The organism is Bradyrhizobium sp. CCBAU 25360 (assembly GCF_028128695.1).
In the GTDB taxonomy this organism is placed as follows: Bacteria; Pseudomonadota; Alphaproteobacteria; order Rhizobiales; family Xanthobacteraceae; genus Bradyrhizobium; species Bradyrhizobium ottawaense.
In genome coordinates this window covers 215103-232110 of the sequence record NZ_LBJA01000045.1, presented here as the reverse complement: position 1 = coordinate 232110, position 17008 = coordinate 215103, and the positions used below count along the sequence as shown (strand labels likewise).

Sequence of the window (17008 nt, the reverse complement as noted above, 5' to 3'; positions counted from 1 at the left end):
GTCATGCCGCTCCCGCACCAAAGATCTTGCCGGGATTCATCAGGCCCTCCGGATCGAGCAATCTCTTGATATCGCGCATCAGCTCGATGTCGAGGGGATCGGCGACACGGGCGAGCCGGCCGCGATTGGTGACGCCGATGCCGTGCTCGGCACTGATCGCACCGCCCTGCGCTGCGGTCTCGTCGTCGACGATCGCGTTGATTTCAGCCACCAGCGCAGCCGTCGCCGCCGGGTCCTGGCAACGCGCGCGGTCGATCAGGGCCACGACGTGGATGTTGCCGTCGCCGATATGGCCGTGCATCACGACGTTCGCATGGGGGACGGCCGCCTTGATACGGGCTTCGACATTGTTGACGAAAGCCGCCTGACGCTCCAGCGGCACCACGCTGTCATGCGACACCACATAGCCGCTGCGCTTGTTGCCTTCGGATACGCTGTGCCGGACAGCCCAGATCGCCTTCGCCTGCGCCAGGTTGGAGGCCGGGATCACGTCTTCGGCGAGCCCCGCTTCCATCGCGTCGGCCAGCACCGTGCCCAGCGGCTCGTCGAGGTCGACGCCGGCGAGCGTGTCGGTCAGTTCGACGATCAGATACCACGGCGTCGTCAACTCGAAGGGGATCGCGACATGTGGCACGGACTCTGCGATCGCCTCGATCTGCGAACGCGACATGATCTCGAGGCTGCCGAGCCGGTCGCCGACCGCGCCGCGCAGGTGCTGCATGATCTCGAGCGCCTGCTCGACGCCCTGCAGTTTCAGCAGCGCCAGCGCCGAGCTGCGCGGCGGCGCGAACAGCTTCAACACCGCCGCGGTGATGATGCCGAGCGTGCCCTCTGCCCCGATGAACAGCTGCTTGAGCGCGTAGCCGGTATTGTCCTTGCGCAGTGCGCGCAGGCCGTTGAAGATGCGCCCGTCGGGCAGCACGACCTCCAGCCCGAGCACGAGATCGCGCGTCGGACCGTAACGCAGCACCGCCGTGCCGCCGGCATTCGTCGAGATGTTGCCGCCGATCTGGCAGGAGCCTTCGGCACCCAAGCTCAAGGGAAAATAGCGATCGACGTCGCGCGCCGCGTTCTGCACCTCAGCGAGGATGCAGCCGGCTTCCACTGTGATCGTGTTCGCGAGTGGGCTGACGTCGCGGACGGCGCGCATCCGGTCGAGCCGGATCACCACATTGCCGGCCCGATCGTCCGGCGTCGCCGCCCCGCACATGCCGGTGTTGCCTCCCTGCGGCACGATCGCGAGCTGCCTTGCCGCACAGAATTTGACGACGGCGGCGACCTCGGCGGTGGAGCCGGGCTTCACCACCGCGACCGCGCGGCCGTGATAACGCCCGCGCCAGTCTACGACGTAGGCTTCCTGGTCAGCTCCGGACGCAATGACGTGCTTGTCGCCGACGATCGCGGCAAGCCCGGAGAGCGCGTCCTGGAAGGAGTCTGACATCGGATCGCCTCGTCGTCGCGCCGCCTACAAAGCGACTGCGAATGCCGCAGCATTCGCGAGCAGCTCTTTCACCTGCTCCGGCGGCAAGCACTCCAGCGGCGGTCGCAGGCTCTGCCATCCCGCATGACCGGTGCGCTCTGCCACCAGTGTCTTCAGCGAGGCCATCTGCGGGAAGCGCGAGACCAGCTCGCGCGCTTTCACGATGCGCGCCTGCGCCGTCTTGAGCGCCGCGTCGTCGTCGCTATCGCGAAAATGCTTGTAGACATAAGCAAGGTCCCGCGCGACCAGATTGGAGGTCGCCGTGATGCAGCCGGCGCCGCCCTTGCGCAGCAGCGGCAGCAGCAGTGGATCGGCTCCGACCAGGACCGAAAAGCCGGGGAAGCGCTCGACCATCGCGGTCATGTTCGCGAAGTCGCCGGAGGAATCCTTGATACCCACGAACGTTGCCGGATAAGCCGTTCGCAGCCGCTCGATCAGCGCATGCGAGATCGGCTGCGCCGACATCTGCGGGATGTGATAGAGCACGACCTTGAGCCTGGCATCGCCAATGCGCTGCACGATTTCGCTATAGGACGCGTAAACGCCGTCGTCCGTGACACCCTTATAATAAAACGGCGGCAGCATCACGACGGTGTCGACGCCGACTGAAAGCGCGTGGCGCGTCAGGGCGATGGTCTCGCTGAACGCGGCAACGCCGGTGCCCGGCAAAAGTCGTTGCGGCGCGATGCCGGCGGCCACCACCGCCTCGAGCAGCGCCATGCGCTCGGCCGCGGAGAAGGAGTTCGCCTCGCCTGTCGTGCCGAGCAGCGCGATACCGTCGCAGCCCTCATCGAGGAGATAGCGGCAATGCGCGATGAAGCGCGCATGATCGGGGGCGAGCTCGGCGTCGAGCGGAGTCAGCGCGGCGGAGAACACGCCATGAGGGTGCAGTGATGGTGTCGACAAACTTCCTCCAATCGTCAAATCTGTTGTTCGGAATGCGAACATTTGTTATTGGCTTGCACCAGTCGTAAAATCAGCTTGCCGCCGCGTCAAGGGCGGTGGCTGTCATGGCAAGGCATTCGAGCATGGCCAAGGTCGAAAAGAAGGCCACGAAGCGCAAATCGGAATCGTCCCCGAAAAATCCCAAAAATCATGTCGCGTCCGTCGGCAAGGCCTTTGCCGTGCTCAAGAGCTTCAGCAGCGAAGCCTTTGAGCTCACCCTGAGTGAGATTGCCGCACGGGCGGATCTCGATCGCGGAACGGCGTTCCGGCTGATCCAGACCCTGACCGAGCTCGGCTATCTGCAAGCCGTGCCGCAGAGCCGCCGGTTCCGCCTCGGCGTTGCCTGCCTCGACCTCGGCTACACCGTGCTGTCGCACGGATCGCTAAGGCCGATGGTCGAGCCGTTGCTGCGAGATCTCGTGCCCGATGTCGGCGATGCGGCTTCGCTCGGCATCCTCGACGGCGGTGACGTGGTCTATCTCGCGCGCGTCGGCGCGGGCCTCGACCGCCACAAGATGGATCGCCGGCCCGGCACGCGCATTCCCGCCTATAGCGCCGCGCTCGGTCATGTCATGCTGGCACATCTGGCGCGTGACGAGCAGATCGAGCGACTGGAATCGCGCCCTCGCGTCAAACTGTCGGAACGGACGCTGACCGATCTCGATGCCCTGCTCGCCCGGCTCGATCAGGTGAAGAAGAAAGGCCACGCCGTCTCCGACGGGGAGAACGCCTACGGCCTGCGCACCCTGGCAACGCCGATTTTCGACGCCCAGGGCCTCGTGATCGGGGGATTGAGCATCACGGTCGATGCCATGCGCATGGACATGCCGACGTTCCGTGACCAGGCGCTGCCGCGGCTGATGGAGCTGACCGGCCAGGTGCAGGATCTCGCGATCAAGTCGGGATTGACGAGCTGAGCGATCTCTTCGCGGATGTCCCGTGCGACCTCACAGCTGACGATCTGCATTCGAAGATCATTGTGAAAAAGCTTTCGCGACCTATATCCTCGAGACTTCCTTCCGAAACCCGATCTCGCCTTGCGAAGAGCCGTGCTCATTTTCTTCCTGCTCCTGTTCGTGCCGATCGGCCTATCGGCCGCGCGGTACTATTGGCTTGGAGATGGCCGCGGCAATTGGCAGACGGCTGACCGTTCCAGCGCAGGCCTGCTGCCGCCGGCTTCTTCCCATCCCGACGCCCTGATCCGGGTTTATGCGGCGCGAACGGTCCGGTGGCGAAGCATCTTCGCCGTCCACACCTGGATCGTCGTCAAGGAAAAGGATGCGACCAGCTACAGCCGATACGACTACACCGCGTGGGGCGAACCGATCCGGAGCAATGGCTTCGCCCCCGATGGAAGGTGGTTCGGCGCCCTGCCGGAAACCGTCGTCGCCGTAGATGGGTCACGGGCCGAGCTCCTCATTCCCAGGATTCGGACTGTGATCGAGACCTACAAGTTTCGAACCTACGGCGACTACAGCGCCTGGCCGGGACCGAATTCAAACACCTTCGTTCAAGCCGCGCTCGATGCCGTGCCGGAACTCCGCGCGGTTCTGCCGCCGACCGCGATCGGCAAGGATTATCCCTATTCCGGGGAATGGATTGGGCTGACCGTCTCGCGCACCGGCTTCTATGCCTCGCTCTTCGGCTATCTCGGCCTGACCCTCGGATGGGTTGAAGGCCTCGAGGTCAACTTCTTCGGCGCCGTGCTCGGCCTCGACATCCGCCGGCCCGCCGTCAAGCTGCCGGGCATCGGCCGCCTCGGTGTTGCCGCCGGTCTGTAGAGCCGGCCGAGACGGCGATGTCTCGTCGCGACGGCTAGATCACGATGTGATCGAAGTCGGCGGCAATCCGGCTGTTCGGAAAGATCCGCGCCGCCTCCGCGAAAATCTCTTCGTCCTCATAGCGTCCCGACATATGGGTCAGCACGAGCTGCTTCACATTGCTCGCCGCCGCAAACGACGCCGCTTCTGCCGCGGTGAGATGGCCGTAATCCCGCGCGGTTGGCGCGTCACGATCGAGGAACGTTGCCTCGATCACCAGCATGTCGGCGTCAACGACGTGTTGCGCCAGCCCCTCGGTGGTTTCGGTGTCGCCGATCACGACGAGTTTCCTGCCGCCGCTCGGCGGCCCCAGGACGTCTTCCGGATCGATCGTTTGATCGCCCTCGATTACGACTGCCCGGCCTGCGGCCAGCTCGCCGCGCAAGGGACCGTCGGGAACGCCAAGCGCCGCCAGCCGATCCGGCTGAAGGTGGCGGCGAGCGGGGCTTTGGAAGACGAATCCAAAACTGTCGGTGTCGCGATGGCGGACCGGAAAGCAGTCGATGGTGAAATCACCGGCGTCGACGAACCGTCCTGCGGCCAACAAGGCGAACTCCACTGGGAGCGGCGCCCTGCCCGCGCCCCACAAGCCGGCCAGCATCTGGATGACCGTATCAAGCGTCGATGGGCCACCATGAACCATCATCACCTCGGCGCTCTGCCGCAAACGCAGCGTCGAGAACAGGCCGGGGATGCCGAGCACATGATCGAGATGGGCATGCGTCAGCAGAATGCGGTCGAGCCGTCGAAAACCTGCGCCACTGCGCAGCAACTGGCGCTGCGTGCCCTCGCCGCAATCGACCAGCATGCGCTGTCCGGCAGCCTCGATCAGCAGGGCCGGATGGTTGCGTTCCGCGGAGGGAACGCTCGCCGAGGTGCCGAGGAATGTCAGGGCAAACATGGTCGTCGATGTCCAGCGACCGCCCCTCTCCGCGACGGTACGGTGGACGGTCTCACCGTCCCCAATGCCACGCAAGCAACAGCGCGTACAGCCCCATCGAAGCGGCGTAGAGCGCGGCAAGAAGTGCATAGCCCGCGATCTGGCGACTGATCGCCGCCTTCGGCGCGACCCACCAGTCGAGTGCCCTGAAGGCCGCGGGCACGAGCCACCAGCCGAGCAGCTGGGTGCTGACGAGATTGCCGACAAACAGCGACAGCCAGACTGGTACGCCATGGCTGTCGATCAGGGGCCGGCTGACGAAAGTGCCCCAGAGATAGACCACGGGGTAGAGCACCAGGAGGACGATGAGGTTGCTCTTCCAGATCATGGCCGGGCCCTGCTCGGGAGCCCCAGTCTTGCCGGCCGGGAACCAGAAATTGAAGCCGTAGCTCGCGCGCTTCACGTTCATGCCGGCGTTGAAGCGCTCGCCCTCTTTCAGCAGGGTCTGACGGACGGGTGAGCCAAGCCATGCATTGAGGTTGGCATCGCTGTCGAACGACAGGATGACGATCCATTCGTCGCGCAAGCCTGGAATCGGCCGCTCGATCTTGTGACGCAAAAATCCCTTGAACTCGGCCTCCGCGGCCTGGATGCGCTGCTGCCATTTCAGAAACGCGTCCTCGAGTCCATCCAGCACCTTGAAGGAGATGACGGCCGACACCGCGCTATCACGCTGAACGCCGGTGTCGGGCAGGATGTGGACATCCTCCGAACCGACGAAGAAGCGCTGCACCTCAGCGATCAGCTTCGCCCGCAACTCGCTCTGGAGCCAGGCGCGCGCCGCGGCCGGACTGGCGAAACGCAAAATCGTCACCCAGTCGACATGCGCCGGCGGTTGCGGCGGCACCACCTCCTGCCCCAGGAAACCGGGCCAGGCCTTGAGCGCCTCGCCCACCTCGCCGTTCCACCGCGCGAATGCGGCAAAGCCCTCGTCAGCGATGCGGCGCTGGATGACGAGGGCGACCGGCTGGCCGGCCGTGTCAGGAGATGTGCTCATCGCGGCGGCTTCAGCCTTTTTTGTAGAGACGCTTGCCCATCACCCAGGTCTCGTCGACGCAGCGATCGTCGCCGACCATCATCACGGCGAACAGCATGCTCGCGGCCTCGTCCATCGTGCGCGGGCCGGCGCCCTCGGCGATCAGCGATTGGTGCCACGCTTGGGCGATCTGCCCGCCATTCGGATCGAGCGCAACGAAATCGGCTTCTTTGCCGGGCTCGAAATTACCGAGCTTGTCGTCGATGTAGAGGCCCTCGGCACCGCCAAGCGTGATCGACCAGAAGCCGCGATAGGGCGAGAGCTTGTTGCGCTCGGCTTCCGCAAGGTCCTTCCGCGTGGGATCGATGCTGCCGTCGAGCAGCGTGTTGTTGCACATGCCGACCTTGTAGGCGTCGTCGAGCACGGAGATCATCGAGAAGCGGTTGCCGCCGCCAACGTCGGTGCCGAACGACATCTTCACCCGATGCTCCGGATCGGTGGCGCGGCCGAGGCGGAACAGGCCGCTGCCGAGGAACAGGTTGGAGCACGGACAGAACACCACCGCCGCGCCCTTCTTCGACATGCGCCGGAATTCGTTGTTCGAGAGATAGACGCCGTGGCCGCCGGAGAACTTCGGCCCGACGAGGTCGAACTTCTCGTAGACGCCGAGATAGTCCTCGCAGTCCGGGTGCTCGACCAGCACGCCACTGCATTCAGCCGGGTTCTCGGAGATGTGGGTGTTGACCCAGCAGTCCGGATGCTCGTGCTTGAGGCGCTGGCACGCCTTGAGCAATTCCGGCGAGGCACCGAAGGCGAAGCGCGGCGTGATGGCGTAGAGATTGCGGCCCTTGTTGTGATATTCTGCGATCAGCCGCTTGCTGTCGCGATAGAAATTCTCCGGGGTATCGATGAAGTCCGCCGGCGCGTTGCGATCGATGCCGGTGAGGCCCGCGATGACGCGCATGTTGCGGCGGGCCGCTTCCTCGAACAGTTCCTCGGTTGAAACAGGCGAGGAGCTCGTGAAGGCCTGGCAGGTGGTGGTGCCGGACGCGAGCAACGCGTCGAGGAAACGCTTGACGCCCTCGCGCGCGTAGTTGCGATCCCGGTACTTCAGCTCTTCCGGATAGACCCATTTCTGGAGCCACGGCAGGAGCTGCTCGCCATAGGCCCCGAGCACGCGGGTCTGCGGCAGATGGATGTGGCCGTCGATGAAGCCCGGGACGATGATGCGGTCCTTGATGTGGGTGATCTCGACGCCGGGATGCGCGGCGGCGATCGTCTCGTAGGGTCCGAACGCCTTGATGACGCCATCGGTGACGATCATGAGACCGTCCTGGTGAAAGCGCGCGGCGGCCTGCTCGTTGCCGACATGCTTCCAGGGATCGTCGACGAAGTCGAAGAACGTGCCGCGAATACCGACCGTGGTCATGATTGGGTCCCCTTCTTAAGATTGTGTGGCTTGGCGCACTGACGGCAGCGACATCGCGAGCAGCGTGCCCGCGATGGCGCAGAGGCCGAGATAGAGCCATCCGATCGGCGCCTGCGTTGCCTCAGGCAACACTGCCGCGATCGCCATGGCGCCGCTCACGGCGAGATAGCAGAGCGCGCTGATCAGACCGCCGATCAGGCCGTGGTCGCGCTCGAACAGGCCGAGCGCCATGCCGTACATCATCGGGCACAGCACGCCGCAGCCGCCGAGCACCAGCGCACCGCCGATCGTGATCGACGCGAAATCGAGACCGACGACCATGCCTGTTACGGTCAGCACGGCGGAGCCGGCGAGAAACAGCGCGAAGGCACCGAAGCCCAGCAGGCGCGCCGGCATGAAGCGCGCAAAATGCGCGCAGCCGAGCTCGCCGGCGAGATTGACCCCGCCGAGGCCGAGCGCGACGAGGCCGTAGATCGCCGCCGAGTAACCGAGGCCGGTCTGGTAGAAGAACGGCGCGACGACGCCGAACGCCAGCTGCGCGCTCGCCGCCGCGGCGAAGACCAGCACGAAAGCCAAAAAGCCTGGACGGACCAGCGCCTCGCGCAAGATACCCGCCGTGCGGCGCGGATCGAACGGCGCGCGCCGCTCCGACGGCAATGTCTCGGGCAGAAGAAACACGACGATCGCAGCGACGATGGCCGCGGCAATCGCAATGATGACGAAGACACCGCGCCAGGACGTCAGCTCGACGATGAAGCCGCCGGCCGCGGGCGCGAGCACCGGCGCCAGCCCCCAGGCCGCGCCAAGCAGGCCGGAGATCGCGGTGAGCTCACGGCCGCGATAGCAATCGGCCGCAACCGCATAGGCCACGACGAGGCAGGTGCAGCCGCCGATCCCTTGCAGGAAGCGCAAGCCCAGCAGCAGCGAGGCGCTGGTGGCGAGCGCGCAGGCGATGCTCATCGCGATCAGCATCGACAGGCCTGCGAGCAGGACGTTGCGGCGGCCCAGCGTGTCGGAGGCGATGCCGACCGGCACCAGCGCCAGACTCATGCCGAGCATGTAGGCGGTGACGGTGTTCTGCATCGAGGCGGGATCGGCGGCGAGATCCACCACCATCTGCGGCAGGCCGGGCGTATAGGCATCGAGCGGAATCTGGCTGAACGGCACGACGCACAGCAGGATCGGCACGATCCCGCGCTTCGCGCAACCGGCGTCCGAAGCAAGTGCGGTCATGAGCAACGCCCCCTTGATCTCCGCGGGCCCCGTCTTTTCGTGCGCGCAGTGAGACGCGACGATGCAGGTTGCGGGAACTTCGACGCGCGGGAGCGTGCCAGAACTGTGTGTAAGAATTCTTAGGAGCGCCCGTATCGATACGGCCTATGACGGCTGATGCCCTGGCCGGGGGACGCCCAAACAAAAAACGCGAAAACAACCCCATGCAAAGTACAAATCATTGAAGAATTTCGCGCCGCACTCCGCCAAGGCCTGCCCGCGCGGACGTTTGACACGTCGGGCAAAGCAGGCGCTGACTCGCCTGATGGCCGATTGTGGATCCCGCCAGCGCGCCGGTCCGTTAACGGGGCGGAAGGCATAGCTGCTTCGAAGCCCGGGCCTCCGCACCGGTGCCCGGCAAGCAGATCTGGTGCCCGTTGCGCCGCCTCCTCATCCCCCTTTCAAAATCGCATGTTCGGTGCCCCGAGCGATCTGCAGCGGGGATAGTGTGGATGCCGCGATGAGAGACATTGGAGTTCGTGATGACCGCAGATGCTGCTGACCTGAACTACGGCTCGATCAGAGCACTGGCGAGCGCCCTGCGCGCGCGCAGGATATCTGCCTCGGAATTGCTCGAACACACGATCGCGCGCATCGAGGCACTGGACGGGCGGATCAACGCGGTCATCGTGCGCGATTTCGACCGCGCGAGAGCGGCCGCGCGCGCCGCCGATGCCGCGCTTGGACGCGGCGAGCAACGGCCATTGCTCGGCATCCCCGTGACCTTGAAAGAACCCTTCAACGTCGCGGGCCTGCCGACGAATTGGGGCTTTCCGCATTTCAGGGATTTCCAGCCGGCGGAGGATGCCCTCGTCGTCTCGCGATTGAAGGCGGCCGGCGCCGTCGTCATCGGCAAGACCAACATCCCGATCGGGCTGCGGGATTTCCAGAGCTACAACGAGATCTATGGGACGACCAACAACCCCTGGGACCTCGGCCGGTCGCCCGGCGGTTCCTCTGGCGGATCAGGCGCGGCACTGGCTGCCGGCTTCGGTCCACTCTCCATCGGCTCGGATATCGGCGGCTCGATCCGGGTCCCCTCGCATTTCTGCGGCGTGTTCGGACACAAGCCGAGCCTCGGCCTGGTCCCGCTGCGCGGATACAGCCTGCCGCCGGCACCGCCCGTCCCCGGCCAGGGCGATCTCGCGGTCGTTGGGCCGATGGCGCGCACAGCTTCGGACCTTGCGCTGGCGCTCGACGTGATCGCCGGCCCGGACGAGACGCGCGACGGCGTCGGCTACCGCCTCGCGCTGCCGGCCCCGCGCCACGACCGGCTCCGGGATTTCAGGATCCTCGTGGTCGACACGCATCCACTGATGCCGACGGGCGACGCGGTGCGCTCAGCCATTGGACGATTGGCCGAGCGGCTCGGCCGATCGGGCGCGCAGGTGGCGCGCTCGAGCACATCGCTGCCCGATCTCGCCGAGTCGGCCCGGCTCTACATGAGACTGCTGAACGCCGCGCGAAGCCCACGCCTGACACCGGCCGCCATCGAAGAAGCGCGAGGTCTTGCCGCGGCACTCGCGCCCGACGACCGCAGCCTGCAGGCCGAACGCGCCCGCGGCTGGGGCATGATCCATCGCGAATGGCTCGCGACCGATGCGGCGCGCCTGCAGCTGCAGCAACGGTGGGAGGAGCTCTTCCGCGAATTCGACGCGGTGATCTATCCGGCAGCGGCAGTGCCGGCCTTTCCGCATGACCATTCCGAACCGTTCGACGCCCGGCAGCTCGACATCGATGGACGGCTCTACAATTACTCCGATGCGTGCTTCATCTGGGCCGACCCCGCTTCCACCTGCGGGTTACCTGCGACCGCAGTTCCGATCGAGCGTACGTCGTCGGGCCTGCCGGTCGGCGCCCAGATCATCGGGCCCTATCTGGAGGATCGTACGACGATGGCGCTCGCCGGACTGATCGAGCGCGAGTTCGGCGGCTTCGTGCCGCCGCCGGCGCTGTCTGCATGATCTGCGGGATGACAGCCGACGGCACTTACAGCCATCACGTTCGGTCGGCCGACTGCGCCTCGACCGCCTGCACGGCGACGCTCGCCACCTGCCGCAGCGCTTCGCGATCTGCGCCCGAGGATGCCATCACGCCCATGCCGACCGCGACGGCCGAGACGTAGCGCGCGAGTGCGGCGGGGTCGGCGCTCTCCTTGAGATCGCCATCGGCCTTGGCACGAACAAAACGGTCGCGGAGCTGGTCCTCGTTCTGGGCGCGGCGGGCGGCGAGCTCGAACGGGACGTTTTCGGAGCCGGTACCGCAGGCGATGCCGCCCTGCACGAGCAGGCAGCCGGGCGGATTGGCGGGATCGGTCTGCTTCTCGGCGATGCCCATCAGCATCCGTTCGGCGACGTCACGGGCGGTGGATGCGGCCACCACCTCGTCCATCCAGACGCCGCGCAGCTTGGTGTAGCGATCGAGCGCAGCCTTCAGCAGACCTTCCTTATTGCCGAAACAGGCATAGAGGCTGGGCGGATTGATGCCCATGGCCTCGGTCAGTTGCGCGATGGTGGCGCCCTCATAGCCATGGCGCCAAAACACTTCCATCGCCTGGTCCAACGCCGTTTCGGCGTTGAATTCGCGGGGGCGTCCCATGCGCATGTGCCTGTCTCCTCGGAATCGGCGGCTGGTATCAGCTTAACGCCGGCCCTATCTATTTGTTCTGGCTTTCTTTTTCTTGTGTCTTCCAATCGTCGCGGTATCGGCGTACATTTTTCTTAGTGAATGGTACATAAGTATCTTGCACTGCGAGATCCAGCTCCACATCTGTAGTGAACACTACATATCTGGAGCGCGCAAATGCCCCCCTCCCAACATACCTCCCACACCGGCCGTCTCCGCCGCCTTCTTGGCGGCGTCGCCATCGTGGGCGCCCTCGCCGTAGCCGGTACGATTGCGACCGGCCACTATCTTCGTTCCGCCCAGGCAACCGCAACGGCCGCCGCGGCTGAACAGGCGGTGCCCGTCACCGTCGCCATGATCGAGCCGCGGCAGACCGCGCTGTGGGACGACTTCTCCGGCCGGTTGGAAGCCATCAACCGCGTCGAGCTCCGCCCGCGTGTCGCCGGTGCGATCCTTGCGACCAACTTCACCGAAGGCGCGCTGGTGAAGGCTGGCGACGTGCTGTTCAAGATCGATCCGGCGCCTTACGCCGCCGAGGTCGACAAGGCCAACGCCCAGCTCGAGGCCGCAAAGGCGCGCGTGGTGTTCACCACCAGCGAGGTCGAACGCGGCGCGCAGCTGGTCGGCAACGCCGTCGTGACGCGCCGCGATTTCGACCAGCGCGAGAACGCCAACCGCGAAGCGATCGCCAACGTGAAGGCGGCCGAGGCAACGCTCCAGACTGCAAAGCTCAATCTCGACTACACCGAGGTGCGCGCGCCCGTGGACGGCCGCGTCGGCAAGATCGAGATCACCGTCGGCAATCTCGTCGCTGCCGGCACCGCCTCCCCGGTGCTGACCTCGCTGGTCTCGGTCAATCCGATCTATGCGTCGTTCGATGCGGACGAAGAGGTCGTGCTGCGTGCGCTGAACTCGATCGCGGACGCCAAGGGCGGACGCGGCAAGCTCGACCAGATCCCCGTGGAGATGGCGACCTCCGGCGGCCTCTCGGCGAAAGGCCACATCCAGCTCATCGACAACCAGGTCAACGGCCAGAGCGGCACCATCCGGGTGCGCGCGGTGTTCCGGAACGAGGACGGGCGTCTGATCCCCGGCCAGTTCGCCCGCGTGCGCATGGGCCAGCCGAAGCAGCAGACGCTGGTGATGATCGATGAGCGCGCGATCGGGACCGATCAGGACAAGAAGTTCGTGATGGCGGTCGGCGACGACAGCCGCGCGGTCTACCGACCGATCACGCTCGGCAGCGCCGTCGACGGGCTTCGCATCGTCACCTCGGGCCTGAAGTCCGGCGATCGTATCGTCGTCAACGGTCTGCAGCGCGTGCGTCCGGGCGCCCTCCTCAAGACGGAGGTCGCAGCGATGGGCGCGCGTGGGCAGCAGGCTTCGAACCACAGCAACCAGGACGTGGTGCAACGCTAATGTTCTCTGTCATCCCGGGGCGCGCATAGCGCGAACCCGGGATCTCGAAGTTACGAAACTCCGACCACCTCACCTCTGGATTCCGGGCTCGCGGGCTTCGCCCACGCCCCGGAATGACGGCGGAGCTGTCGGAGACGCACAAGATATTGCCCAGGGGCAAAGCCATGAATCTCTCGAAATTCTTCATCGATCGTCCGATTTTTGCCGGCGTGCTGTCGGTCCTGATTTTCCTTGCCGGCCTGATCTCGCTGTTCGCGATGCCGATCTCGGAATATCCGGACGTGGTGCCCCCGTCGGTCCTGGTGCGCGCCACCTATCCCGGCGCCAATCCCAAGGTGATCGCGGAGACGGTAGCGACCCCGATCGAGGAGCAGATCAACGGCGTCGAGAACATGCTCTACATGTCGAGCCAGGCGACCACCGACGGCGCGATGACGCTGACGGTGACGTTCCGGCTCGGCACCGATCCCGACAAGGCGACGCAGCTGGTGCAGAACCGCGTGCAGCAGGCCGAGCCGCGCCTGCCGGCCGTGGTGCGCCAGCTCGGCATCGTCACCAAGAAGTCCTCGCCCGACCTCACCATGGTCGTGCATCTGTTGTCGCCGAACGGCCGCTACGACATGACCTATTTGCGCAACTACGCGGTGCTCAACGTCAAGGACCGCCTGGCGCGGATCGACGGCGTCGGCGACGTCCAGCTCTACGGCGCCGGTGACTATTCGATGCGGGTCTGGGTCGATCCGCAGAAGGCGGCCGAGCACGGCCTGACCGCGAGCGACATCGTCAAATCGATCCAGGCGCAGAACGTCGAGGCCGCCGCCGGCGTCGTCGGCTCCTCCCCGAACGTGCAGGGCATCGACCTGCAACTGTCCGTCAATGCGGAAGGCCGGCTCTCCAGCGAAGAGCAATTCGGCGACATCGTGGTCAAGACCGGCACGCGCGGCGAGGTCGTGCGGCTGCGCGACGTCGCGCGGATCGAGCTCGGCGCCTCGCAATATGGCCTGCGCTCGCTGCTCGACAACAAGCAGGCGGTGGCGATCCCGATCTTCCAGGCGCCGGGCTCCAACGCGCTGCAGATCTCAGACAACGTCCGCGCCACCATGGCCGAGATCAAGAAGAACATGCCGGAAGGCGTGTCTTATCAGATCGTCTACGACCCCACCCAGTTCGTGCGCTCCTCGATCGAGGCCGTCATCCACACGCTGCTGGAAGCGATCGCGCTGGTGGTGCTGGTGGTGATCCTGTTCCTCCAGACCTGGCGGGCCTCGATCATTCCGCTGCTGGCCGTGCCGGTGTCGATCGTCGGCACGTTCGCGGTGATGCACGTGTTCGGCTTCTCCATCAACGCGCTCAGCCTGTTCGGCCTCGTGCTCGCGATCGGCATCGTCGTCGACGACGCCATCGTCGTGGTCGAGAATGTCGAGCGCAACATCGAGGCCGGGCTGTCGCCGCGCGACGCCACCTATCAGGCCATGCGCGAGGTGTCGGGCCCGATCATCGCCATCGCCATGGTGCTGATCGCGGTGTTCGTGCCCCTGGCCTTCATCTCCGGCCTCACCGGACAGTTCTACAAGCAGTTCGCACTCACGATCGCGATCTCGACCGTGATCTCGGCGGTCAACTCGCTGACGCTGTCGCCGGCGCTGTCGGCGCTGCTGCTCAGGGGACACAACGAGCCGAAGGACCGGCTGACGCTCATCATGGAAAAGAGCCTTGGCTGGTTCTTCCGCGGCTTCAACAAGGCCTTCACGCGCTCCTCGGATAATTACAGCGGAACCGTCACCGAGGTGATCTCGGGCAAGGCCGCAGTGATGGGGCTCTACGTGGTCCTGGTCGGCCTCACCGCCCTCTTGTTCCAGCAGGTGCCGAGCGGCTTCGTGCCGGGCCAGGACAAGCAATATCTGGTCGGCTTTGCGCGCCTGCCCGATGGCGCAACGCTCGACCGCACCGAAGAGGTCATCCGCAAGATGAGCGACGTCGCGCTGACCCAGCCTGGTGTGGAGAGTTCCGTGGCTTTCCCCGGTCTGTCGATCTCCGGCTTCACCAACTCGTCCAATGCCGGCATCGTGTTCTCGACGCTCAAGCCATTCGACGAGCGCAAGGGCCCGGCCCTGAGCGGGAATGCCATCGCGGCCGACCTGAACAAGAAGTACGCCGGCATCCAGGAGGCCTTCATCGCCATGTTCCCGCCGCCGCCGGTCAATGGTCTCGGCACCATCGGCGGCTTCAAGCTCCAGATCGAGGACCGCGCCGGCCTCGGCTATGAGGCCTTGAACGAAGCGACGAAATCGTTCATGGCGGCGATGCAGAAGGCGCCGGAGATCGCGGGCGTGTTCTCGAGCTTCCAGGTCAACGTACCCCAGCTCTTCGCCGACATCGACCGCACCAAGGCGCTGCAGCTTGGCGTGCCCGTGACTGAAGTCTTCAACACGCTGCAGATCTACCTCGGGTCCTACTACGTCAACGACTTCAACAAGTTCGGCCGCACCTACTCGGTCTATGTGCAGGCCGACGCGCCGTTCCGCGCACGCGCCGACGACATCAGGCAGTTGAAGGTGCGCTCGTCCTCGGGCGACATGGTGCCGTTGTCGGCGCTGCTCAATATCCGCCAGAGCGCGGGACCGGAGCGTGCGATCCGCTACAACGGATTCCTGTCGTCCGATATCAACGCCGCCGCCGCCCCCGGCTTCTCGTCGGGCCAGGCGCAGGAGGCGGCAACCCGGATCGCGGCGGAGACGTTGCCACCCGGCTTTGCCTTCGAATGGACCGACCTGACCTATCAGGAGTTCATCGCCGGCAATTCCGGCCTCTGGGTGTTTCCGCTGGCGATCCTGCTGGTGTTCCTGGTGCTGGCCGCACTCTACGAGAGCCTGACCCTGCCGCTCTCGATCATCATGATCGTGCCGATGGGCCTGCTCGCCGCCATGTTCGGCGTCTGGATCTCCAAGGGCGACAACAACGTCTTCACCCAGATCGGCCTGATCGTTCTCGTGGGGCTCTCGGCCAAGAACGCGATCCTGATCGTCGAGTTCGCGCGTGAGCTCGAATTCGCCGGGCGCACGCCGATCCGCGCCGCGATCGAGGCGAGCCGCTTGAGGCTTCGCCCGATCCTGATGACGTCGATGGCCTTCATCATGGGCGTGCTGCCGCTGGTGCTCTCGACCGGCGCGGGCTCGGAGATGCGGCGAGCCATGGGCGTGGCCGTGTTCTCCGGCATGATCGGCGTCACCGTGTTCGGCCTGTTCCTGACGCCGGTGTTCTATGTGCTGCTGCGGACCGTGACCGGTAACAAGCCGCTGGTGCATCACGGCAGCGACATCGGCGCGGCGCCGGTCCAGGGACTTCACGAAGTCCAAGGACACTAGATCAGGGATATCCCCGACACGAGCAACAGAACGAGCACGGTCTTGCGAAAGACCGTCTCGTTGACCCGGTGGAAAGCGATCACGCCAAGCGCCGAGCCGGCGAACAACGCCGGCAGGCTGACAGCAAGGTCGACGAAGACCTTTGACGACAGGTCCTGATGCCCGACCAGCAGCGCGATGGCAAACAGCTGCATTGCCGCGATGAACGGCTGCACCAGGCCGCGCTGCTCGCTCTTGGGCATACCGCGCATGTCGCACCAGATCGTCGGGATTGCGCCCGGCATCGCCGTCAGCCCGCCGACGAGCCCTCCTCCAAATCCGATCAGCGCCACCCAGTGCCGGCCGACGGCCTCTCCGGCCGTGACCAGCGTCGGCCGCAGCAGCATATACGCGGCATAGAGCGCGACGATGATGCCGAAGCCGCGCCTGAGCAGATGCGTATCCGCGCTCTGCAACAGCGACACCGCGATGGGAACGCCGATCAATCCGCCGACGATCAGCAGCAGACTGCCCTCCCAACGGATGCTGCGCCGGAGCGCCCACAGATTGGTCGCCTGCACGCCGATGCTGCAAGCCATCATCAACGGCACGGCTTCGAGCGGCTGAAACATCCGCAGCAGGATCGTGCCCGCGACCGCCGAAAACGCGAAACCCGAGAGCCCCGAAACGAAGGCGCCGGCGAAGACGGCAACGCTAAGCAGAATCAGAGTCGTGACATCAGGCACGGACCGTCCTCC

The 17008-nt window shown here is 65.4% G+C and carries 13 protein-coding genes; 5 read left to right on the top strand and 8 right to left on the bottom strand.

Going from position 1 to position 17008, the window contains the following annotated elements:
• Position 1 precedes the first annotated feature (1 nt).
• Together XH81_RS35175 and XH81_RS35170 are read right to left on the bottom strand one after the other, a co-directional pair.
• On the bottom strand, positions 2-1441 hold the full coding sequence (locus XH81_RS35175; protein WP_028145184.1) for an FAD-binding oxidoreductase: 1440 nt from the start codon (positions 1439-1441) through the stop codon (positions 2-4).
• Positions 1442-1465: 24 nt separating this feature from the next.
• Positions 1466-2386: a dihydrodipicolinate synthase family protein gene (locus XH81_RS35170; RefSeq protein ID WP_179879861.1), complete on the bottom strand. Its 921-nt coding sequence runs from the start codon at positions 2384-2386 to the stop codon at positions 1466-1468.
• A 104-nt stretch (positions 2387-2490) separates the two neighbouring features.
• Between XH81_RS35170 and XH81_RS35165 the strand changes: the two genes are divergently transcribed.
• Together XH81_RS35165 and XH81_RS35160 are read left to right on the top strand one after the other, a co-directional pair.
• Positions 2491-3342 carry an IclR family transcriptional regulator gene (locus XH81_RS35165; RefSeq protein ID WP_028145186.1) on the top strand — a complete coding sequence of 284 codons (852 nt, stop codon included), beginning with the start codon at positions 2491-2493 and terminating at the stop codon, positions 3340-3342.
• Between the two features lie 132 nt (positions 3343-3474).
• Complete coding sequence (locus XH81_RS35160) at positions 3475-4206, top strand: DUF3750 domain-containing protein (protein ID WP_028145187.1); 732 nt, start codon at positions 3475-3477, stop codon at positions 4204-4206.
• Between the two features lie 34 nt (positions 4207-4240).
• On the opposite strand, the gene rnz is transcribed toward XH81_RS35160, so the two are convergent.
• From rnz to XH81_RS35140, 4 genes are read right to left on the bottom strand one after another with little or no spacing between them, the layout of a single operon-like run.
• Entirely contained in the window at positions 4241-5146 is a 906-nt protein-coding gene (gene rnz / locus XH81_RS35155; RefSeq protein ID WP_028145188.1) for a ribonuclease Z, read from the bottom strand.
• Positions 5147-5198: 52 nt separating this feature from the next.
• Complete coding sequence (locus tag XH81_RS35150; protein ID WP_028145189.1) at positions 5199-6182, bottom strand: antibiotic biosynthesis monooxygenase; 984 nt, start codon at positions 6180-6182, stop codon at positions 5199-5201.
• 10 nt (positions 6183-6192) lie between these two features.
• A complete protein-coding gene (guaD, locus tag XH81_RS35145; protein ID WP_028145190.1) occupies positions 6193-7590 on the bottom strand; it encodes a guanine deaminase in 1398 nt (465 codons plus the stop codon).
• A 15-nt stretch (positions 7591-7605) separates the two neighbouring features.
• Complete coding sequence (locus XH81_RS35140; RefSeq protein ID WP_028145191.1) at positions 7606-8823, bottom strand: multidrug effflux MFS transporter; 1218 nt, start codon at positions 8821-8823, stop codon at positions 7606-7608.
• A 521-nt stretch (positions 8824-9344) separates the two neighbouring features.
• On the opposite strand from XH81_RS35140, the gene XH81_RS35135 reads away from it, so the two are divergent.
• On the top strand, positions 9345-10826 hold the full coding sequence (locus XH81_RS35135; RefSeq protein ID WP_179879860.1) for an amidase: 1482 nt from the start codon (positions 9345-9347) through the stop codon (positions 10824-10826).
• Between the two features lie 34 nt (positions 10827-10860).
• Here the strand turns inward: XH81_RS35135 and XH81_RS35130 are convergent, their stop codons facing one another.
• Entirely contained in the window at positions 10861-11466 is a 606-nt protein-coding gene (locus XH81_RS35130) for a TetR/AcrR family transcriptional regulator (RefSeq protein ID WP_028145193.1), read from the bottom strand.
• Positions 11467-11664: 198 nt separating this feature from the next.
• On the opposite strand from XH81_RS35130, the gene XH81_RS35125 reads away from it, so the two are divergent.
• Together XH81_RS35125 and XH81_RS35120 are read left to right on the top strand one after the other, a co-directional pair.
• Positions 11665-12906 carry an efflux RND transporter periplasmic adaptor subunit gene (locus XH81_RS35125; protein WP_028145194.1) on the top strand — a complete coding sequence of 414 codons (1242 nt, stop codon included), beginning with the start codon at positions 11665-11667 and terminating at the stop codon, positions 12904-12906.
• Between the two features lie 164 nt (positions 12907-13070).
• Positions 13071-16271 (top strand): efflux RND transporter permease subunit, encoded by a 3201-nt coding sequence (locus XH81_RS35120; protein WP_028145195.1) that lies wholly within the window; start codon positions 13071-13073, stop codon positions 16269-16271.
• On the opposite strand, the gene XH81_RS35115 is transcribed toward XH81_RS35120, so the two are convergent.
• A complete protein-coding gene (locus XH81_RS35115; protein ID WP_028145196.1) occupies positions 16268-16996 on the bottom strand; it encodes a sulfite exporter TauE/SafE family protein in 729 nt (242 codons plus the stop codon). The genes XH81_RS35120 and XH81_RS35115 overlap by 4 nt on opposite strands.
• Between the last annotated feature and the right edge of the window lie 12 nt (positions 16997-17008).